Below are 19,850 nucleotides of genomic sequence, written 5' to 3'. Positions count from 1 at the left end.
TTGGAAAACTTAGATGCGTCTTATTGGAACAATCGCTATGATAAGAATGATGATCCTTGGGACTTAGGAGAGGTGTCTCCTCCAATAAAGGCCTTTATAGATCAACTTAATAATCTTGAGACACGTATTTTAATTCCTGGAGGAGGTAATTCTTATGAAGCAGAATATTTGTTTAGCAAAGGGTTTAAAAATGTCTATGTTGTTGACGTGTCTAGAACAGCTCTTGATAATATAAAAAAACGAGTTCCAAATTTTCCTGAAACACAACTAATACATTTAGATCTTTTTAAATTAGACATGGTTTTTGATCTCATTTTGGAGCAAACCTTCTTTTGCGCCCTTCATCCAAACCTTAGAACAAAGTATGTCTTAAAAATGAATGAGCTCTTAGTTGAAAATGGCAGTTTAGTCGGATTACTATTTAATCTACCACTCTATAAAGACAAGCCACCTTTTGGAGGAGATAAAGCGCTTTATGTATCTTATTTTGAAAAAAGTTTTCATATTGAAACTATGGAAAAATGCTATAATTCAATCTCTCAAAGAGAGGGTAATGAGCTCTTTTTTAGGTTGATAAAAGAATAATCTTCACTTCTCTTCGTTTAAAAGTAAATACGTGGTGTAACATTTTATGACTTTTGACGTCCAATAGATGTTCAATCAAAATAATAATACAATGCGACAAGATAATCAACTTATAGTATTAACACATTTGAGTCAGTTACTCACGTTCATTACTGGATTTGGCGGACTTATTGTGCCCTTAGTTATTTGGGCTACTCAAAAAGAAAATGTGTATCGCATGGACCAAGAAGGTAAGAATATTGTCAACTTTCAGCTAAGTTTATTAGTTTATGCTTTAATATGTGTTCCTCTGGTATTTGTTTTAATAGGCATATTTGGATTAATAGCATTATGTATATTATCGTTTATTTTTCCAATTATAAATGCTATTAGAGCAAGCCATGGCGAAACTCCAAGATATCCTTTATCTCTTAATTTTATTAGTTAGTTATTTTACATAGGGATAAATGAAAACGCTCACTACTAAGTGAGCGTTTTTTAGTTATATATAGTATATCCACGCACTCTATTAATTGGGTGTTTTTACGTGGTTTTTTGTGTGTGTTATAAGGTATTTTAGATGTACTTTAAATATAAGACGTTATGGCCAAAACTGTATCAGACTCTAATACAAAAACACCTAAAGATAGTAACACATCAAAGGTTGTAAAACCTGGAATTTCTCAAGAAATCATTAACGAATTAAGTTCCGAAATAAATAACATGTTGTCGTATGCTGTATTTAATGGTATTACAATAAATACAGAGGTGAATGCTCTTATTCAAAACAGTAGTGTTGATGACTTAATTAACGCTCATAATTTGTTGTGCAAAAATGTAGCTCCAGCTACACCAAAATCTATTCAGTTTACTAAGAAACTGCATTCTAAAGACAACACCAAACTTGTTTTGAGCAGACTTCCTTTGGTTCGAAATCTTGTTATTTTGGCCTTAGTATTTTTAACTATTTTTATTGTAACAGGTATTTCGTCTGATGTGAATAATGATTCTCTAGATAAAGGAATTATGAATAATCATGGCAAACAGTTACTTCTCAATATTGGTTACTTATGCTCTATTTCTGGTTTAGGAGTGGTTTTTTACTTACTTAAAAATGTGAGTAATTCTTTAAAGAAAGGAACGTTGTTACCTGAAGAGTCTATTGAGTATATGGCTCAAATTGTACTTGGAATCATTGCTGGTCTTGTATTGTCTGAAATTTTATCGGTTTATATAACCAATCCGGATAATGTCAATTTATTCAATAAAAGCGTACTCGCACTTATTGGAGGTTTTTCATCGGATGCCTTGTTTAGTATGCTGCAAGGTGTTATAGACCGAATAAAATCTATATTTATTCCTGCTAATTCGTAAAATAGTATTATTAAGAAATAAGGTTTCTACTAACGACAGTATCATAGATAATTTGTAGATGTTTTATTTTTAGAGTATCATCAAATGCTATAATGTCTACAACGTCGAAGTTCACTTCTTTGGCTGTTTTTAAAGTCCAATGATAGTTAAAGTGAAGCGCTAGAGTATTAGTGTCGTTATTATCATAAATCCCCTTCAACTTTAATTTAGAAGCGTTAGTGTCATTCTGTAAAAGTCTATAAAATTCTGAAGCAAGTTTATTTCCGTAGAGAGGAGAGGCTACTGTTCCTGTTTCAGAAAAAAGAGCAATAACAGCTTCCATGTCTCCGTCTTCAAGGTGTTTTAAGTACTGTCTGGCAATTGCTGAGCGACTCATATGTATAGAAAAATTAAAAAAGCCAAGAACAGTACGTTATTGGCTTAGTTTATATAAGGTTTAATTTTGACTAGCTATTTAGCATCACTGGCATTACCAACATGGTCACATGCTCACCCGCGTCTAAACCATCAATAGGCGTTAATATTCCAGCTCTGTTAGGTAGGCTCATTTCTAGTTGCACTTCATCAGAATTGAGGTTGTTCAACATTTCAGTAAGAAAACGTGAGTTAAAACCAATTTGCATATCATCACCTTGGTAGTCACATGTTAAACGTTCTTCTGCTTTATTTGAGTAATCAATATCCTCTGCTGAAATATTCAATTCGGCACCTGCAATTTTTAATCGAATTTGATGCGTTGTTTTATTTGAAAAAATACTCACACGACGCACAGAGTTTAAGAACTGCGTTCTGTCTATGGTTAATTTATTCGGATTTTCTTTAGGAATTACGGCTTCATAATTAGGATACTTCCCATCAATCAATCGACATACAAGCACAGAATTCTCAAAAGTGAATTTAGCGTTAGAATCATTATATTCAATAGTAACGGCGTCATCATTAGCAGCCAATATTCCTTTTAAAAGATTTAAAGGTTTCTTAGGCATAATAAACTCGGCTACTTGATTAGCCTTTACATCTTCTCGTGTATATTTTACAAGTTTGTGAGCATCAGTAGCAACAAAGGTGAGACCTTCAGTTGAAAATTGAAAAAAGACACCACTCATTACAGGACGCAGATCATCATTACCAGCGGCAAAAATAGTTTTTCCTATCGCAGTTGCCAAAATATCTCCAGCTATGGTTGTAGTGCTAGGATTATCTAGTTCAACAGCTTTAGGAAACTCATTGCCATCGGCATAAGCCAATGCATATTTACCATGATTAGAGCTAATTTCTACGGTGTTGTTATCTTCAACAACAAAGGTGAGAGGTTGCTCCGGGAATGTTTTTAAAGTGTCTAACAATAAACGCGCAGGTAATGCAATACTACCATCTTTATCGCTTTCTACATCAAGAGTGGAAGACATCGTTGTTTCTAAATCGCTAGCAGAAACAGTTAATTTAGAATCTTTCAATTCGAATAAGAAATTATCTAAAATAGGTAGCGTGTTCGAACTGTTGATAACACCTCCTAAAACCTGTAATTGTTTAAGTAAATATGTACTGGATACTATAAATTTCATACGTTCTTATAAAAATTTTTTCAAAATTATCACAACTAATTGTGCATTACAAATATATCTTAAAGCTATTGTTTTATAAAACAAACTTATTAACAACTTCTGGCGTCTAAAAAGGGACTATTTGGTGTAGTGTTTTCTTCTGAAATAATTAAAGACAAAACCAAAAACTCCTAATATAACAAGTGGTAAGACAATATTTATAATTTGCCACTTCGATTTTTGATCTTCAATTTTTGCTGTATCCAAGAATGCCAATTTCACCTCTTTGGTACGAATGTTTATAAGTCCGTCATCATTAAGAAGGTAGTTCACGGCATTTTCAAGAAACTCTTTATTTCCAAATTTACGTTTGGTTAAGAACTCAAAACCTAACTCTTGAGGTCTGTTTTTTATAACTTCATTCTTAATCACATCGCCATCTGCAATTACAATCATTTTGGTTGGCTTGCTTATCGTTTTGTCATCTGAAATTTTAAAAGGCTTTACACGTTTGTCATACACAGAAGTAAACTCGCCCTCCAACAAAACTGCGAGGGTTTGAAAAGGTTCTTTATAGGTTTCTGGATCAGGTTCTTGAGTGACCACATCTAGGCTAATTTCACGCGGAATACTTTGTAGTTTTGACAGTTGAGAACTTCTTAACAAAATGGTTTTGTCTATATCATTCTTTAAGGTGTCTATCTGACTGGCAAAGTCAAATTTTACTGGATCTAAGTTTGCTGTAATAGAATGGTTGGGATTACTTGCAGCTAATGGAGAGTATGGCCATTGCACAGGTTGAAATTGAGCGTTGTTACCTTCTCCAATGGCTAAAGGAATAGGGGCCGAATACAAATCATTTACAATAACAGGATTAATACGAACACCATATTTAAAGAAGAAATCATTAAGATTCAAGTCTTTCATAATAGCAACAGCAGTTCCTGCACGATTATTTAAACTATCTCTATCCATAATTATGCTTTCGGTGAGCCAGAGACTCTTTCCACCATTCATAGTGTATTGATCTAAAACATATTTTTCTTCTTCGGAAAAAGCCACACTAGGTTTTGCAGAAATAATTAAGTCATAATTCGAAATGTCCTGAAGTGTCTTTTTCGGGTTACTAGAAACACTATCTAAAGTGAAAGGAGCAAGAAAATAATGTTCTCCTAATGTTTTGAGAATGTCTGCAATATAGATGTCACCTAATTGTCCGTTACCTTTCAATATTGCAATCTTATTTTGCTTTGGCTTTACCAATTTTTTAAATGCTTCAGCAAAGGCATATTCTAAATTTTGAATAGATCCATTAACTAATTCTTGGTCTGTAGCTCCAATTTTATTTTTAATTAATGGAATTATTACTGTTTGTTCGTTGTAACTAGCCAAGGCCCAAGGAATAATTAACTCTTGAGATGTCTTTCCATTTTCTTTTATGTTAATTTGAAAAGGCTGTAAACCTCGTTTAGCCAGTTGTTGCAAGTTTTGGTTCCGTGTTTTTTCATCAGCCAAAGGATTTATAAAACCAAATTTTACGTTGCTGTTGTATAATGAAAATTCTTCAAGCAATTGTTGAGTTTCATCCCGCAAACGTCTAAATTCAGATGGAAAATCACCTTCTAAAAATACGTCAATGATTAAGGGAGAATCAACATCTTCAACAGTTTGTAGTGCTTCATTAGATAAGGTGTAGCGTTTATCTTTAGTAAGATCAAAACGCTTATAAACCTTACTCGATATTAAATTAACAGCAATAAGTGCCACAAGTGTTATGGCTATGGCAATGATATTTTTTTTAGTCTTTAGCATCAAATGTTATGGCTTCTTTGTAAATATTAATGTCTACAACTGTATCGTTTTTAAATGTGATTTGCGCACATTCTTTTTCAGTATTAAAAGCACCAGGTTCAATACCTAAGGCGTAATTCCACTTGTTTGCATTATGATCTTTTAGTGCCTCGCTCCATGACATCCATTCGGCAGTTCCTAGTAGTAATTCAACCTCTTGCTTTGACTTTCCAAGTAAAATTTCAGAAGCTATCATATCATCAGATAATTCATAACGTAATGCAGGTTTGTTCTTCCATAATTCTGAAGAAAAATATTTCTGATGATGATAATTGCTAAAAATATTTATCATTGGATATACGCCATAAAAATAAGCAAATGGTGTAATGGCTAAACTTACTAATGCCGTAAGCCATTTCCGTCTATCTATGGTTTTCACAAATAAAAACACGAGTACAAATATAATGCACATCATAACCACTAAAGGCGTCGTAATAATCATGTGTTTGCGCGTTTAATAGTTAATTTTGTTAAGACAATAAATAATACTGTAATGCTTAAAAAGTATATAATATCTCGTGTATCTAAAACGCCGCGACTCATACTTTTGAAATGCGATTCCATGCCTAGTTTTTCAACATAAAAGGTGTCCCCAAATAAGTTGTAGTTTGATAGACCTTCAAAACCAAAATAAAAAAAGAAACAAATAAATACTGCGATGATAAATGCTACAATTTGGTTATCTGTTAGACTTGATGCAAATACGCCAATGGCGGCATAAGCCGCAACAAGAAATAGCAGTCCGAAATACGACCCCATGATACTACCAATATCGAGGTTTCCTTCAGGGTTTCCTAACTTAGAAATGGTAAAGACATATAAAAGTGTTGGAATTAAAGCTATAATTATAAGGACGAGAGCTCCAAGATATTTTCCTAAAACAATATGTAAATGACTTATTGGTTTTGTAAGTAATAACTCTAGAGTACCTTGTTTTTTCTCATCGGCAAAACTCCGCATTGTCACCGCTGGAACAAGAAATATGAGAATCCATGGAGCTAACAAAAAGAAGGTAGACAAATCTGCAAACCCATTATCTAGAACATTAAAATCACCTTTAAAGAGCCATAAAAATAACCCATTGAGTAATAAAAATACCGCAATCACTAAGTAACCAATAGGAGAGGAAAAGAAGCTGTTTATTTCTTTTTTGAGAATTGCTAACATTACTAATTTTTAGGGTTTTCGATTTTATTTTTCACCAAAGATATTAAACCATGTATAGTTACACCAAAAAATACTACATAAAGACTTAAACGTGTTAGTGGTCTTTCTATATCATCAGTTGGAAGTTCAGTAAAAAAAGCATAGATCACAAGGCAGCTTGCAATAATAATGGATACAGAACCAAGCCACTGAATCTTATTTAAAAGATGGTGTTTTATGGGGTTAAAATACGCCCCGAGTGCTACATTAATTAAACCAAACAACAAAATATAGAGGTGTCCTGCTCGAAATAACGCTCTATTCATCAATTCCATATCTTTTAAATGATCATATCTATGATGCATATATTGACCTGTCAAAATAAATGTGATTACGATAGCAATGCCAAAAAAAAGATGGAACTTCCCGAGCATGTCTAATTTATTTTATATAAAATTTCATTTCATCTAGTTCTCTTTCCTCATTAAGAACTTTACATTTTAAATTGGTAATGTACACTTGATCTCCAGGTTTCACCAATGCAATTAGCTTCTTGGTCTCTTCAGAAGCTCTATTGCCAATGTTTTTTGAAATTCCAACAGCAGTTGTATCTCTAATGACCATCATGGTATATTCTGTCATTTTAAAATCCATGCACACATACTCGCTATAGGCATTGAGTCTAGCAATACCAAAATACGATTTAAATGTTTCCTCGGAAATGTCTCCTTCACGAAATCCTGCGATATTGGGAATAGGGTCAGGAAAATCAATAACCCGATACACTCTCTTATCAACAAATACAGAGTCTTTCCCTGTTTTTTTATAGAAATTTACAACGAGTTCTCTATTTTCAGACAAAGTAACCAAACTAAAACTGCAATCTTTATAACGTTCTATTTTAGCTGCTTTACTGGTGATAATAACATCATTACAGTTAGTGTTTTCAATACTTGCTCTAATGGGGTTTGTAATACCCCTTATGACAATATTTTGCAAAGACAATTCTAATACAACTTCTTGGGCGAAAGATAGTTGTACACAAAGAATTAAAAACCAAATTTTTCTCATAAAAGATAATTTACTCAAGAGAAGCTAACTTATCTACACTCCATGCCTCGGGCTTTGCATTAAACAGAGGTTTCGTTTTTGCCCAAACACCTTTAAATAAATCTGAATGTCTATAAAGTTCTAAATCAGCTTCAGTTTGCCAATAACTATACGTAAAAAAAACGTTTGTATTGTGTTTGTCGCGATAGAGTTCTAAAAACTCACAGCCCTCAAATGCTCTGATAAGCTCTTTTTTGGCTTCAAAATTTGCAAGGAATTCATCAACTTTAGAAGGTACAAAACTCATTTTTACAATACGTACAAACATACTTTATGTTTTTGAAAAATTAATGGTCACAGTATCCATGACCTTAAGTCCCATAAGACTTGAGGCACTTCCAACGGTAGCGTTGTCACTTTTGTAAACAGCAATTTCTAAATAGCCAGATGAATTAAACACTACCAAGCCTTTTCCTGCATCGTAGCGTTTGTCTTCTGGAATTTCGAAATTAATGGCATCACTATATTTGTCATGTATTTTTTTAAACTTGTAACTCCTTGCTGAGATTTCATAAGCTCGTGTTTTTTGAACACTTTCAAAAAATTTACGCTTTATATTGGTAATTACATTGCCATAGTTATCAATATAAATGACGCTTCCTATAATTTGATTTTTATCATCATTAACAAACGGAATCAAATTTTTAATAGGCTTAATTGTATTAATAAGTTTGCCAATAACTTCTAAGGTGCCGCCACGAGCAATATGGCAAGCCACATTTACAAACACATCTAAAACTGGAAAACTAGTAGCAACACGATCATGAATGTTAATTTCAACAATTTTTTGAGGTGCAATATCAGAGCATATCATACTCATGATACCATTATTAGCACAAATAAAATAATGATCGTCTAATTTTACGGCAATATGTTTGTTTTCTGGATTGAGCTCAGAATCGATGCCAATCATATGTATTGTGCCTTTAGGAAAACTGCTATAGGCGTTCTGGATAATATAAGCTGCTTCAGGAACATTAAATGGCGCAACAGAATGTGAGATATCAACAATTCGTACATCTGGCAATTCACTATAAATAGCTCCTTTAATGGCTCCTGCAAAGTGATCTTTTTCGCCAAAATCGGTTGTTAATGTGATAATTGCCATGCGCTAGCTATAAATAAAGTTTAATTAATGGGCCTCTTTCTTTATCTTAAACAAAACTGTTAAAAACTAATCATATTTTAACCTTGGCTAAACCTACAGAATAAAATAGTTTAATTATTTTTGATTGAGATGTTATCAAAATGAGACTCATTTTGTCTCATCACAAAACTAATAAAACAAAACAGATTAATTTATAATTCCCATCGCTTTTGAATGAACTTATTTTAGAACTAGAAGAAATTACACCCAAAGAATTTTTTGGAGCTCAAAATGCCAACATCGTACTTCTTAAAAAATACTTTCCAAAACTTAAAATTGTAGCCCGAGGCAATAAAATTAAGGCTTATGGAGATGAAGATTTGCTCGAAGAGTTTGATCGTCGTATGAACATGCTTATGAAACATTTTGGTAAGTATAATAAAATTGATGAGAATGTTATCGAACGTGTACTAACGAGCCAAAGTAGCGATGACTACACAACCTCTGAACAGAGTGGCGAAACTATTGTTCATGGTGTTAACGGTAAGATTATAAAGGCGCAAACGGTTAACCAACGTAAGTTAGTTGAGAGCATGCGCAAAAATGATATGGTTTTTGCTATTGGTCCTGCAGGAACAGGTAAAACCTATACAGGAGTTGCGCTGGCAGTACGAGCCTTAAAGGCAAAAGAAGTTAAACGCATTATTTTAACGCGTCCAGCTGTAGAAGCAGGAGAGAACCTAGGTTTCTTGCCAGGAGATTTAAAGGAGAAATTAGATCCTTACATGCAACCGTTGTATGATGCACTTCGTGATATGATTCCAGCTGAGAAATTAGCTAGTTTTATTGAAAATGGCACCATACAAATTGCACCTTTAGCGTTTATGCGCGGACGAACATTAGACAATGCATTTGTGATTTTGGATGAAGGTCAAAATACAACGCATGCTCAAATGAAAATGTTTTTAACTCGTATGGGAAAAAACGCAAAGTTTCTTCTTACAGGTGATCCTGGTCAAGTTGATTTACCAAGACGAACTATTTCTGGGTTAAAAGAGGCATTACTTGTGCTTAAAAATGTAGATGGAATTGGTATGATATACCTGGATGACAAGGATGTTATTCGTCATAAACTGGTTAAGAAAGTTATCGCAGCCTATAAAAGTATAGAAAATAGAGATTAAGCTAAGAATTTGAAGGTTTAGTTTGAAAGTAAAAGTTAACAGATGAAATTTTTCTTTGGCACCTATGCTATTAAACTGAAGACTTTTAATGAGGAGGACTTGAATTTGGATGAGAAAAAGTATTCAAATTATACTTTTCTAGTATATGTCAAAGTTTTTCATATACTCTTAATTCCATTTTTTCCGTTGGAAAAGTTTTGGGTTATAAAAGATGAATATTCTAATGACTTCGTTAACACAGATGCATCATTAAGACATCAATTGACCTTAAAACAATTAAAGATAAAAAATCCGTTTTGGTCTTTTTCAGGTTGTATTATATTTTGTATTCCAATATTATTTTGGCTTTTCAATATTTTAGGAGGTTTGTTTACAGTAAATAAACCGCAAACAGATTATGAGTTTTACGTAGCAAAGAAGGAGAGGATAATAAATAAAATACATCATCCTAGTTTAAACCATATGTATTCCATAGAAGTCCATAGAAGTGGATACAAAGATTTTTTAGAATATGATGTCATTAGTTTTACTCAAGATACAATAGTATTGAAATTAGAAGAAAAGGTATTAAGAGTATCTCCAAAGTTGAATTATTCTGATACCATAAGCATCTCAAAAATGGAATTATTTAATACATTGAACACTGATAATTTAATAATGGATTGCTTTTTTCCGATAAAACACCTTTGTCAAGATTCTATATCTAATAACTTTAAACCTTTTTATACCATAGAATCTATATATTAAACATATTTATAGCAATATTTAAAATGAAAAATACCATAACAGCATCAAATTTTAATTTTCCAAATCAAAAAAGTGTCTATAAAGGAAAGGTAAGAGAAGTTTATAATATAAATGACAACGAGCTTGTCATGATAGCAACAGATCGCTTATCGGCTTTTGATGTAGTGATGCCAAAAGGAATTCCGTATAAAGGGCAAATCCTAAATCAGATTGCAACCAGTATGATGAAGGCAACCGAAGATTTAGTACCTAATTGGTTAACGGCAACGCCAGATCCTAACGTGGCAGTTGGACATTTATGTGATCCTTTTAAAGTTGAAATGGTTATTCGTGGATACATGTCTGGTCATGCAGCTCGTGAATATAAAGCAGGACGACGCTTACTTTGTGGTGTTGAAATGCCTGAAGGTATGAAAGAAAATGACAAATTCCCTGAACCTATTATCACACCTGCAACTAAAGCAGAAATGGGAGATCATGATGAAGATATTTCTCGTGAAGACATTTTAAAGCGTGGTATTGTTTCCGAAGAAGATTATATCATTCTAGAAGATTACACGCGTAAGTTGTTCCAACGCGGAACAGAAATTGCAGCGTCGCGAGGACTGATTTTGGTGGATACCAAATATGAGTTTGGCAAAACTAAAGAAGGGAAAATTGTCCTTATTGATGAGATTCATACGCCAGATTCTTCACGTTATTTTTATGCGGATGGTTATCAAGACCGCCAAGACAATAATGAAGCTCAAAAACAACTATCCAAGGAGTTTGTGCGTCAATGGCTTATTTCTAATAATTTTCAAGGTTTGGAAGGACAAACTGTTCCTGAAATGAGTGATGCATATATTGAAACGGTAAGTAACCGTTATATAGAACTCTATGAGAATATTATGGGAGAGACTTTTATTAAAGCCGATGTAAGTGATATCCAAAGTAGGATAGAAGCCAATGTTTTAGACTATTTGAAACATTAAGCGCGGTTAATCATGGTTAACAGCAGCGTTTATTTCATTTGAGTAAATATCTTGTTCATTATAAAGCTCAAACCTAATTCTTAATTTGGTGTACTGTTTGGCGCAACCTTTTTTAATCGATGTCAAAGCAATTTCGTTTGGAGCCAGAACTATTGATGGAACCCCAGTGCCACACATGTATATAAAACGCTCTTGAATTGGAATCCACAGTCCTGTAGAATCTTTGGCTTCAGTAATCATTGGAAAATAGTCTCCAAAACCTATTCTGAGTGTGTCTTTTGAATGATTTCTAATAAATATTGGATAGGACAAAGCTCTGTGTGGAGCAATTGATGATGTCTCCCGCCAGGACATGTAATCAGTTGGACTTCCAATGTGTTTTGTCGTGTCAATATAAATGGAGAGTTCATCTTTACTTGGTGTTCTATGTTTTTCCCATACTCTTACGAGATGATTTTGATCGGCATTTCTGTAATTAATCACAATAGAGTCACTTAGTGACCCCATATACAATGCCGAAAATTTTGCTGTTTTAGACGAGCTTAATGTATCTAGAACCAACTCATCTTTAAATTTATCAATAAGGGTGACATTAGAAAAAGATAAGGGAGTTTGTGGTTTTTCTTGAGTCAAAGTAAGGGGCTTTTGCGATTCTGAATCTTGGCAAGATAAAAATGTTGTCAAAGACAGAAATAATAGTACAAATTGCTTCATTCCAATATGATTTTGGTTATGTCTACATAGGCCACTATAATCGTGCCATCAATTGTAATAAAAAAAAAGGCACCAAATTTGGTGCCTTTTCATGATTAATTATTTAATATGAGCAAATACGTACTATTCTATAATAATGCGTTTGTTTACGACTTGACCATCATTCTCAATGCTCAAAATGTAAACGGCACTTTCTAGGTTCCCAAAATGTAAACGTTGATTAAATAATCCACCATTGTTTGTGTAGGTATATTTATTTATCACACGACCTCTTAAGTCGTATAATTTTATATTAACATCTTTATTGTTTAATGTACTAAACGATACGTTAAGTTCTTCTTTTGCTGGGTTTGGCCAGATTGCTAAAGAGTCAGATAAATTTGAATCTTCAACACTTAAACTTGATGTACCACATATTTCTAAATTAAAACTTTGGAATGTACCACCATCCTCAGCTGGGAAACCATCTGTCATGGTTAAAACCCAATCACCAGATGCACTTTCATTGTTAAATGCAGATAATACTTCGGCTGGTTGAATTGTGCCTCCAACAGCTGGAGCAGAAGTACTGCATGCTACAGGACCAGCAGCTTGATCATCAAACGTAACGTTTATGTCATTTGTACCATCATCACATGTACTATTTGCTAATAATACTACTGAAGTTCCATTAGGAGAGGTTAGAACTAATTCCATGTCTCCAGCCCAAGTGTGATCAATATCTATAGTAATATTAATATCAGAAATTGTAATATCATCGGTAATGTTTAAAGTAGATGTTACAACATGTTCTGCAGCGCCAGCGCTTGGTATGTTTAAATTATTTTGGGTTGAATTAAACGTTGTACAAAGGACATCGGCCGTTGTAAACCTTCTAATTGATGAATATGAAGAATCACCACAACTGTTTTCTGCTTTTACACGCCAAAAATATTGAGTATTAGATGTTAGTTCTGGAGTTGTAAATGTTGTATTAGCAGATGTGTTAGATGCAACAATGGCAGAAAAACCAACATTGGTAGAAAGCTCAATTGTATAACTTGTAGCTTCTGCTGAAGCTGCCCAAACTAAATCAGAAATTAAAGCAATATCCGTTGCATTATTCGCAGGACTTGTTAATCCAGGAGCGTTTGGTGCCGCACCTTCTATTATTAAATCGACGTCAATAGATTTTGTTACAACACCTGTACCTGTGACAGAAATAGTATAACTTCCCGAAGAAACGCCACCCAAATTATTTAGAGTTAATGTTGTTGTTCCAGAATCGTTTAAAGATGTAGGGCTAAATGTAGCCGTAACTCCTGATGGCAAATTAGATGCTGAAAACGTTGTTGGATCCGTATTTCCACCTGTAGCGGTATAATTTATTGTATAACTGGTTGAGTTTGTTGATTCACAGCTATATTCTGTGGCATTTTCTGCTGCAATCACGAAATCTGGAGAAGCACTACAACTTACAACGTTTGGCTTAAATGTAGATTGTATAGACATCACGTAGGCTTCGGCAACGGTTGTTTGCCCATTACTAAACATAATCATACAAGCATCATCCGTATAGTCCATAAAACTTTGAAATAATCTTTGTTCACCATTAACACAGGCAGGCGATGCACCTAAAGTTGGGCATCCACCACTTGGATTACTTTGATTTGGTGTATCTGCTATACCATCATCAGTAGCACAACTTCCTGTAAATACGTGATCTAAATTGTAGAAATGACCCAATTCGTGAGTAACAGTTCTACCTAAATTAAAAGGTGCTCCAGGAACAATGCCAGAATTTGGGCAACCAGCACCAGAACCAAAAGCACCTAAGTTCATTGTAACAGAATCTCCATTGGCAATACTACCTCCTAACGGAGAAAAGCCTAATAATCCTGCTCCAATATCTTTGACTAAGAAATTCATATAACCACTCCAATTAGCATCTGTTTCTCCACCATTACCAAAATTGTATCCAATAGTTACAGCAGGACCACCTTCTACCATTTCAGCGTCTAATCCTGTAGGATGATTCATTGTAGCAATACAGAATAAAAAGTTTGCATTACCTGTGGTTGTATTTGTACTTGTATAAAATGGCGCAGCAGCAGTCCAACCTGAAATATCTGCATTGGCACCATTAAAATCTTCATTTAAAATGTCAATTTGATTTTGAGCTAAGGCTTCCAAACATGCGCGGTCAGATTCTTGACCTGAAGGGAAGTGAACAGCTACGGGAATTATAATAGGTTCCATTCTTCGCTGAGCTTGATTTATTTGCAAGTTTTGCGTCAGCTGGGCTTTAAATTTAGCCTGCGTCAGCTTATACTGGCGAGCATATTCTGGATCTTGCATTTTTTCTTGCATAAGCTCCACCATGCCACATGAACGTTGCGCATGAACTAAAGTTCCTATAAATAGGAACAGCACTAAAAGGGGTAGTTTTGGATTCATCAATAGTTAAATTTTTAGGTTTATACTATTATTAACATGTATAATTGAATTTACCCTAAAAAAACTTTTAATATTTAATCACATTGCTATTTAAAATGCGAAAATCATGCGTAGTTATGAAATTGCACGCGGCTTTGTAGCTTGTTGTAAATTGAAGATTTTACTCTAGAATTTAGTACATAGTATTGGGGTTAGCCGACGTCTTAGGAATCTGTTGAATAGCATCCCAATGTTCGCAGATCTTTCCATTGAGATCAAACCTAAAAAAATCCATAGTCACATATTGATCGTTTCCAGGCCATATCTGATGTGTATGTAATGCAACCAGATTGTCTTCAGCAATGCACCTAACAAATGAAATAGATTTGTTAGGATATTCATTTTGCATACGGTCAAAATAATCAACAAAGCCTTGTAACCCATCGGCAACATCTGGATTGTGTTGAATGTATTCTTTTCCTACATAAGTGTCTATTGCCTTTTGTGGTTTACCTTCATATGCCATTCTGTAAAATGCGATAGCGTTGCTTTTGTTTTGTTCTAAATTCATAATTTAATTTTTAATGGTCCTTATTAGTTTCCTAACCCCTTTATAGATAAATGCGTTTGTTTTTACATAATGAAATGATATAAAACAGACCACAAGTATAAAGACAATTGCTCCTAGTATGGCTTGAGTTGGATTTAAAGATTTGTAATAAAAATGTTTAAGCCCTAATCCAGTAAAACTTCCAAAGATGATAATAAAGTGTATAACATAAATGGATAGGGTTTTTTGTCCGATTTTCCCAATCAAAAAACCTTTTAAATAAGGCTCAGCCGCATAAAAAACACCAAATAATAGAAGCACATTTCCGAAGCGTGTAAAGAGGTAATTAAAATAGGCAGACGATTTAAATAACTGAATATCGGTCCAGTAATGTAAGCGCATTAAAAACCATGAAGAGTATTCAATAAGCAGGAATCCGGTTATAAAGAAAGAAATAACCGTGACCAATCTAAACTTTTCTTTGTGGGCTTGAGAGAAGAATATTGTAGCAAGAAAACCTCCAAAAGCTGTGTAACCAAACCAAGGTAAAATAGTAAAGATAGAACCATAACTTCTTGTCATGTAATTGGCAAATGCTATTGGAACATCGCTTAAATCAAGTGATTGATACAAGGGTTCAGTTAAGAAACTTAAACAGCCCAATGTTAAGAATAAAGCTGCTAAAAGTTTTATATGCTTCCGCAATAGTACATAACAACCTATTAATAAAATGAGTGATAGTCCAATGCATTGCAAAACATCTACAACAAAGAAATATGTTTTAAATTCGCCTCGAAACCATCCAAAGATATCAACTCGCAGTAAGTAGCCAATTAGTATGAGTAATAACCCTCTATATAATCCCTTCCTTATTCTAAATCGGTCATCTCCTTTATGTCTGGCTCGTAATAATAAATATAAAAACACAAGACCTGAGATAGTAAAGAAAGTTGGAGCAGTGATACCTCTAAAATAATGCCATATTTGATAAATAAGACTAGATTGATTTCTATAAATTGGATTGAGAAGTGTATCAATAAAATGCCCTTGTAGCATCATTAAAATTGCGAAGGCACGAACGGCATCAATAAAAAAGAGTCGTTTGATTTTCAAGAGTTGGTTGGTTTGTATAAATATACCTTTAATTTTTAAGCTTCACTAAATAGAAAGTAATATCTTAGGTGACGAATTCGTAAGTATCGATGGAACAATTAAATACAATTTCAGAAAAATTTTCTTCGCTAGCTTGGGGCATTCCGCTTCTTATTTTACTAATTGGTGGCGGACTGTATTTATTGGTGCTTTCCCGTTTTTTGCCATTCAGATATTTTGGACATGCCATAAAAGTATTACGCGGAAAATACGACGATCCAAATGATCCTGGAGAAATTAGTCATTTTAAGGCATTAACGACTGCTTTGTCTTCAACCATCGGTATGGGTAATATTTCTGGTGTTGCTCTGGCAATAGCTATTGGTGGACCCGGAGCCATGTTCTGGATGTGGGTAAGTGCTATTGTTGGAATGAGTACCAAATTTTTTACGTCTACGCTTGCCATTATGTATCGAGGAAAAGATAGCAATGGCGATTTACAAGGTGGCCCAATGTATTTTATAAGAGAGGGACTAGGCAAACATTGGAAGTTTTTGGCTATTATGTTTTCTTTCTTCGGAATGTTAGGAGCTTTGCCTGTTGTTAATGTGAATCAATTAAAGCAAGCAATAAATGATATTATACTTATCCCAAATGGAGTAGACGTTAGCTTTTCGACTAACCTTATTATAGCCGCTATTTTAGTTGTTGTAACTTCTGTGGTCATTCTAGGAGGTTTAAAACGGATAAGCAATATTGCCTCTAAGATGGTACCTTCTATGGTGATATTATATTTCATATTAGTATTAATCATACTTTGTTTAAACTATACTGAAGTGCCTAAATATTTCTTTATGATTTTTTCTGATGCTTTTGAGCCTAGTCATTTAAAAGAAGAAAATTATAGAGATGTGCTAGGAGGTGTTTTAGGTGCTCTAATCCTTTTAGGGATTAAACGTGGAGCGTTTTCAAATGAAGCAGGTATTGGTACGGCTCCAATGGCACATGGAGCAGCAAAAACAGATGAACCAGTACGTGAAGGATTAGTGGCTATGTTAGGACCAGTGATTGACACGCTAATCGTTTGTACACTTACAGCTTTGGCTATATTGGTAACAGGAGTATGGAAAACTGGAGACCTTAACGGGGTAAGTTTGACAGCGTCCGCTTTTCAAAACGCAATGCCGGGATTTGGGCAATATTTACTCATGATATGTGTATTTATTTTTAGTATTTCTTCCCTTTTCTCTTATGCCTATTATGGTAAAAAATGCATGTCGTTTTTAGCAGGAGCTCATAATAAACATTATTATAATTACATCTATATTTTGAGCATTATATTGGCAGCCACAACGAAGTTTGAAGTCATGATTAATTTTATTGATGGTATATTTGCTTTTATGGCTATTCCTACAATGATTGCCACAATTATCTTAGCTCCTAAAGTTGTTAAAGAATTAAAAGTTTATACACATAAATTAAAAACTAAAAAATCTAATGGACGATAATAAAAATGTCAAAAAACCTAATAAAGCTAAAGCGTATTGGAGAGAAAACATAAAGTATGTTAGTATTCTCTTAGCTATATGGGCCTTAGTTTCTTACGGCGCAGCAATTGTTTTTAAAGATGAATTAAATACGATTAAAATTGGCGGATTTAAACTGGGGTTTTGGTTTGCCCAACAGGGAGCGATGTACGTTTTCGTAATACTCATTTTTGTTTACGTAAGAATCATGAATAAACTTGATAAAAAATATGGTTATGACGAGTAAGCTTTCTATGCTATTGCTTTTAGATGTCCAAAACTGGACTTATATATTGGTAGGGTTAACTTTTGCACTTTACATTGGAATTGCCATCTGGTCTAGAGCTAGTTCAACAAAAGATTTTTATGTTGCTGGAGGTGGTGTGTCTCCTTTAGCAAATGGAATGGCAACTGCCGCCGATTGGATGAGCGCAGCTTCATTTATATCCATGGCAGGAATTATTTCGTTTGCAGGATATGATGGTGCAGTTTACCTCATGGGATGGACTGGCGGATACGTACTCCTTGCCTTATTATTAGCACCATACTTAAGAAAGTTTGGAAAATTTACAGTTCCAGATTTTATTGGAGACCGATACTATTCTAACACGGCTCGAATTGTCGCTGTTGTTTGCGCATTATTAGTGTCTTTTACTTATGTAGCGGGACAAATGAGAGGCGTTGGTATTGTGTTTTCCCGATTTTTAGAAGTAGATATTACAACAGGTGTTATTATTGGAATGCTTATCGTTTTGTTTTATGCTGTTTTAGGAGGAATGAAAGGAATTACTTATACGCAAGTTGCACAATATTGTGTTCTCATTTTTGCGTTTATGGTGCCAGCAATTTTTATCTCGATTCAAATGACTGGGAATCCAATACCACAATTAGGATTTGGAGCAGAGTTAAATGATGGCTCTGGGATGTATTTATTAGATAAATTAGACGGTTTAAGTACTGAGCTCGGTTTTTCAGAATATACAGAAGGCACAAAATCAACAATTGATGTATTTGCAATTACTTTGGCATTAATGGTTGGTACTGCAGGATTACCTCATGTTATTGTTCGGTTCTTTACTGTGAAAAAAGTTAAGGATGCTCGAAAATCGGCTGGAATTGCACTATTGTTAATTGTAATTTTATATAGTACAGCTCCCGCTGTTTCTGTTTTTGCAAGAACAAATATGATTGAAACTATATCTGATAAGCCATATGCCGAAATGCCTCAATGGTTTAAAAAATGGGAAACAACCGGACTAATTTCATTTACTGACAAAAATAACGATGGAAAAGTTCAATATTTAGCAAATGAAGCGAAAAACGAACTTGTTGTTGATAGGGACATTATGGTTCTTGCAAACCCAGAAATTGCAAAACTACCTAATTGGGTAATCGCTCTAGTCGCAGCTGGAGGCTTGGCAGCGGCCTTGTCTACTGCTGCTGGTTTGTTATTAGTGATTTCGGCATCTGTATCTCATGATCTTATCAAAAAAGTAATCAATCCAAAAATAACAGAAAAAGGAGAATTACGAGCAGCGAGACTATCTGCCATAGGAGCAGTTTGTGTTGCTGGGTATTTCGGTATTAATCCACCTGGTTTTGTAGCGGCTGTTGTGGCACTTGCCTTTGGTCTTGCTGCCGCCTCGTTTTTTCCAGCAATTATATTAGGTATATTTTATAAAAAAATGAATAAAGAAGGCGCAATATCAGGAATGATAGTTGGTATCGTCACCATGTTGTTGTATATGATGAAATACAAACTAGGCTGGTTTGATGAGGTATTGCCAGATAAAAGCGAGTGGTGGTTTGGAATTTCACCTGAAGGTTTTGGTAGTATAGCAATGTTGCTTAATTTTATTGTATCAATTAGTGTTATGAAATTTACAAAAGCCCCTCCTGGTCATGTTCAAAAAATTGTTGAGGATATTAGGATCCCTTCAGAAGCAGGAGCGCCCATAAATCATTAAAATAT

Annotated in this window: 22 protein-coding genes; 9 read left to right on the top strand and 13 right to left on the bottom strand. The window is 34.1% G+C overall.

Features of this window, described 5'->3' with window-relative positions; translation table 11 throughout:
* From Q0787_RS11695 to Q0787_RS11685, 3 genes are all read left to right on the top strand, one after another.
* Positions 1-585 carry a methyltransferase domain-containing protein gene (locus tag Q0787_RS11695; RefSeq protein WP_298902876.1) on the top strand — a complete coding sequence of 195 codons (585 nt, stop codon included), beginning with the start codon at positions 1-3 and terminating at the stop codon, positions 583-585.
* A gap of 91 nt (positions 586-676) precedes the next feature.
* On the top strand, positions 677-1,012 hold the full coding sequence (locus Q0787_RS11690; RefSeq protein WP_298902875.1) for a DUF4870 domain-containing protein: 336 nt from the start codon (positions 677-679) through the stop codon (positions 1,010-1,012).
* Between the two features lie 155 nt (positions 1,013-1,167).
* Complete coding sequence (locus Q0787_RS11685; protein ID WP_298902873.1) at positions 1,168-1,938, top strand: hypothetical protein; 771 nt, start codon at positions 1,168-1,170, stop codon at positions 1,936-1,938.
* Positions 1,939-1,948: 10 nt separating this feature from the next.
* Here Q0787_RS11685 and Q0787_RS11680 read toward each other — a convergent pair whose 3' ends face one another.
* From Q0787_RS11680 to Q0787_RS11640, 9 genes are all read right to left on the bottom strand, one after another.
* The gene (locus Q0787_RS11680) at positions 1,949-2,314 is read right to left on the bottom strand and encodes a nuclear transport factor 2 family protein (protein WP_298902872.1); all 366 of its coding nucleotides are present in this window, start codon (positions 2,312-2,314) and stop codon (positions 1,949-1,951) included.
* Positions 2,315-2,384: 70 nt separating this feature from the next.
* Positions 2,385-3,503 carry a DNA polymerase III subunit beta gene (dnaN, locus tag Q0787_RS11675; protein ID WP_298902870.1) on the bottom strand — a complete coding sequence of 373 codons (1,119 nt, stop codon included), beginning with the start codon at positions 3,501-3,503 and terminating at the stop codon, positions 2,385-2,387.
* A gap of 117 nt (positions 3,504-3,620) precedes the next feature.
* Positions 3,621-5,294, bottom strand: coding sequence for a gliding motility-associated ABC transporter substrate-binding protein GldG (gene gldG / locus Q0787_RS11670; RefSeq protein ID WP_298902869.1), 1,674 nt, complete (start codon positions 5,292-5,294; stop codon positions 3,621-3,623).
* On the bottom strand, positions 5,281-5,775 hold the full coding sequence (locus Q0787_RS11665) for a hypothetical protein (RefSeq protein WP_298902867.1): 495 nt from the start codon (positions 5,773-5,775) through the stop codon (positions 5,281-5,283). The genes gldG and Q0787_RS11665 overlap by 14 nt, the downstream gene beginning before the upstream one ends.
* A complete protein-coding gene (gene gldF, locus Q0787_RS11660; RefSeq protein ID WP_298902866.1) occupies positions 5,772-6,500 on the bottom strand; it encodes a gliding motility-associated ABC transporter permease subunit GldF in 729 nt (242 codons plus the stop codon). The genes Q0787_RS11665 and gldF overlap by 4 nt, the downstream gene beginning before the upstream one ends.
* A gap of 2 nt (positions 6,501-6,502) precedes the next feature.
* Complete coding sequence (locus tag Q0787_RS11655) at positions 6,503-6,913, bottom strand: hypothetical protein (protein WP_298902864.1); 411 nt, start codon at positions 6,911-6,913, stop codon at positions 6,503-6,505.
* A gap of 7 nt (positions 6,914-6,920) precedes the next feature.
* Entirely contained in the window at positions 6,921-7,550 is a 630-nt protein-coding gene (locus Q0787_RS11650; RefSeq protein ID WP_298902863.1) for a GldM family protein, read from the bottom strand.
* Between the two features lie 10 nt (positions 7,551-7,560).
* On the bottom strand, positions 7,561-7,857 hold the full coding sequence (locus Q0787_RS11645; RefSeq protein ID WP_298902861.1) for a putative quinol monooxygenase: 297 nt from the start codon (positions 7,855-7,857) through the stop codon (positions 7,561-7,563).
* A 3-nt stretch (positions 7,858-7,860) separates the two neighbouring features.
* The gene (locus Q0787_RS11640; RefSeq protein WP_298902859.1) at positions 7,861-8,697 is read right to left on the bottom strand and encodes an SAM-dependent chlorinase/fluorinase; all 837 of its coding nucleotides are present in this window, start codon (positions 8,695-8,697) and stop codon (positions 7,861-7,863) included.
* A gap of 209 nt (positions 8,698-8,906) precedes the next feature.
* Between Q0787_RS11640 and Q0787_RS11635 the strand changes: the two genes are divergently transcribed.
* Genes Q0787_RS11635 through Q0787_RS11625 form a run of 3 tightly spaced genes read left to right on the top strand, consistent with a single transcriptional unit; the run spans position 8,907 to position 11,581 of the window.
* On the top strand, positions 8,907-9,860 hold the full coding sequence (locus Q0787_RS11635; protein ID WP_298902858.1) for a PhoH family protein: 954 nt from the start codon (positions 8,907-8,909) through the stop codon (positions 9,858-9,860).
* A 42-nt stretch (positions 9,861-9,902) separates the two neighbouring features.
* Positions 9,903-10,607 carry a hypothetical protein gene (locus tag Q0787_RS11630; RefSeq protein ID WP_298902857.1) on the top strand — a complete coding sequence of 235 codons (705 nt, stop codon included), beginning with the start codon at positions 9,903-9,905 and terminating at the stop codon, positions 10,605-10,607.
* Between the two features lie 23 nt (positions 10,608-10,630).
* Positions 10,631-11,581, top strand: coding sequence for a phosphoribosylaminoimidazolesuccinocarboxamide synthase (locus Q0787_RS11625; RefSeq protein WP_298902856.1), 951 nt, complete (start codon positions 10,631-10,633; stop codon positions 11,579-11,581).
* 6 nt (positions 11,582-11,587) lie between these two features.
* Here the strand turns inward: Q0787_RS11625 and Q0787_RS11620 are convergent, their stop codons facing one another.
* The 4 genes from Q0787_RS11620 to Q0787_RS11605 form a co-directional block, all read right to left on the bottom strand.
* Positions 11,588-12,295 carry a hypothetical protein gene (locus tag Q0787_RS11620; RefSeq protein ID WP_298902855.1) on the bottom strand — a complete coding sequence of 236 codons (708 nt, stop codon included), beginning with the start codon at positions 12,293-12,295 and terminating at the stop codon, positions 11,588-11,590.
* A gap of 123 nt (positions 12,296-12,418) precedes the next feature.
* Entirely contained in the window at positions 12,419-14,731 is a 2,313-nt protein-coding gene (locus tag Q0787_RS11615; RefSeq protein ID WP_298902854.1) for a proprotein convertase P-domain-containing protein, read from the bottom strand.
* Between the two features lie 172 nt (positions 14,732-14,903).
* Complete coding sequence (locus Q0787_RS11610; protein ID WP_298902853.1) at positions 14,904-15,281, bottom strand: nuclear transport factor 2 family protein; 378 nt, start codon at positions 15,279-15,281, stop codon at positions 14,904-14,906.
* A gap of 3 nt (positions 15,282-15,284) precedes the next feature.
* Positions 15,285-16,373, bottom strand: a complete 1,089-nt coding sequence (locus Q0787_RS11605) for a heparan-alpha-glucosaminide N-acetyltransferase domain-containing protein (RefSeq protein ID WP_298902852.1) — start codon at positions 16,371-16,373, stop codon at positions 15,285-15,287.
* 89 nt (positions 16,374-16,462) lie between these two features.
* Here Q0787_RS11605 and Q0787_RS11600 point away from each other — a divergent pair, with 89 nt between their 5' ends.
* Genes Q0787_RS11600 through Q0787_RS11590 form a run of 3 tightly spaced genes read left to right on the top strand, consistent with a single transcriptional unit; the run spans position 16,463 to position 19,845 of the window.
* Positions 16,463-17,860 carry a sodium:alanine symporter family protein gene (locus tag Q0787_RS11600; RefSeq protein ID WP_298902851.1) on the top strand — a complete coding sequence of 466 codons (1,398 nt, stop codon included), beginning with the start codon at positions 16,463-16,465 and terminating at the stop codon, positions 17,858-17,860.
* Entirely contained in the window at positions 17,850-18,125 is a 276-nt protein-coding gene (locus tag Q0787_RS11595) for a DUF4212 domain-containing protein (RefSeq protein ID WP_298902849.1), read from the top strand. Before Q0787_RS11600 ends, Q0787_RS11595 begins: the two co-directional genes overlap by 11 nt.
* Positions 18,115-19,845: a sodium:solute symporter family protein gene (locus Q0787_RS11590; RefSeq protein ID WP_298902847.1), complete on the top strand. Its 1,731-nt coding sequence runs from the start codon at positions 18,115-18,117 to the stop codon at positions 19,843-19,845. Before Q0787_RS11595 ends, Q0787_RS11590 begins: the two co-directional genes overlap by 11 nt.
* Positions 19,846-19,850 lie beyond the last annotated feature (5 nt).

The sequence above is a fragment of the uncultured Psychroserpens sp. genome (assembly GCF_947492715.1).
Taxonomy (GTDB): domain Bacteria; phylum Bacteroidota; class Bacteroidia; order Flavobacteriales; family Flavobacteriaceae; genus Psychroserpens.
The sequence above is the reverse complement of the archived record's forward strand: the minus strand, read 5'-3'. Positions and strand labels throughout refer to the sequence as shown.

What these genes read in the sequence shown, in the direction of transcription:
- Q0787_RS11690 (WP_298902875.1), top strand. Translation starts at nt 677, where the DNA reads ATGCGACAAGATAATCAACTTATAGTATTAACACATTTGAGTCAGTTA.
- Q0787_RS11685 (WP_298902873.1), top strand. Translation starts at nt 1,168, where the DNA reads ATGGCCAAAACTGTATCAGACTCTAATACAAAAACACCTAAAGATAGT.
- Q0787_RS11680 (WP_298902872.1), bottom strand. Translation starts at nt 2,314, where the DNA reads ATGAGTCGCTCAGCAATTGCCAGACAGTACTTAAAACACCTTGAAGAC.
- dnaN (WP_298902870.1), bottom strand. Translation starts at nt 3,503, where the DNA reads ATGAAATTTATAGTATCCAGTACATATTTACTTAAACAATTACAGGTT.
- gldG (WP_298902869.1), bottom strand. Translation starts at nt 5,294, where the DNA reads ATGCTAAAGACTAAAAAAAATATCATTGCCATAGCCATAACACTTGTG.
- Q0787_RS11665 (WP_298902867.1), bottom strand. Translation starts at nt 5,775, where the DNA reads ATGATTATTACGACGCCTTTAGTGGTTATGATGTGCATTATATTTGTA.
- gldF (WP_298902866.1), bottom strand. Translation starts at nt 6,500, where the DNA reads ATGTTAGCAATTCTCAAAAAAGAAATAAACAGCTTCTTTTCCTCTCCT.
- Q0787_RS11655 (WP_298902864.1), bottom strand. Translation starts at nt 6,913, where the DNA reads ATGCTCGGGAAGTTCCATCTTTTTTTTGGCATTGCTATCGTAATCACA.
- Q0787_RS11650 (WP_298902863.1), bottom strand. Translation starts at nt 7,550, where the DNA reads ATGAGAAAAATTTGGTTTTTAATTCTTTGTGTACAACTATCTTTCGCC.
- Q0787_RS11645 (WP_298902861.1), bottom strand. Translation starts at nt 7,857, where the DNA reads ATGTTTGTACGTATTGTAAAAATGAGTTTTGTACCTTCTAAAGTTGAT.
- Q0787_RS11640 (WP_298902859.1), bottom strand. Translation starts at nt 8,697, where the DNA reads ATGGCAATTATCACATTAACAACCGATTTTGGCGAAAAAGATCACTTT.
- Q0787_RS11630 (WP_298902857.1), top strand. Translation starts at nt 9,903, where the DNA reads ATGAAATTTTTCTTTGGCACCTATGCTATTAAACTGAAGACTTTTAAT.
- Q0787_RS11625 (WP_298902856.1), top strand. Translation starts at nt 10,631, where the DNA reads ATGAAAAATACCATAACAGCATCAAATTTTAATTTTCCAAATCAAAAA.
- Q0787_RS11620 (WP_298902855.1), bottom strand. Translation starts at nt 12,295, where the DNA reads ATGAAGCAATTTGTACTATTATTTCTGTCTTTGACAACATTTTTATCT.
- Q0787_RS11615 (WP_298902854.1), bottom strand. Translation starts at nt 14,731, where the DNA reads ATGAATCCAAAACTACCCCTTTTAGTGCTGTTCCTATTTATAGGAACT.
- Q0787_RS11610 (WP_298902853.1), bottom strand. Translation starts at nt 15,281, where the DNA reads ATGAATTTAGAACAAAACAAAAGCAACGCTATCGCATTTTACAGAATG.
- Q0787_RS11600 (WP_298902851.1), top strand. Translation starts at nt 16,463, where the DNA reads ATGGAACAATTAAATACAATTTCAGAAAAATTTTCTTCGCTAGCTTGG.
- Q0787_RS11595 (WP_298902849.1), top strand. Translation starts at nt 17,850, where the DNA reads ATGGACGATAATAAAAATGTCAAAAAACCTAATAAAGCTAAAGCGTAT.
- Q0787_RS11590 (WP_298902847.1), top strand. Translation starts at nt 18,115, where the DNA reads ATGACGAGTAAGCTTTCTATGCTATTGCTTTTAGATGTCCAAAACTGG.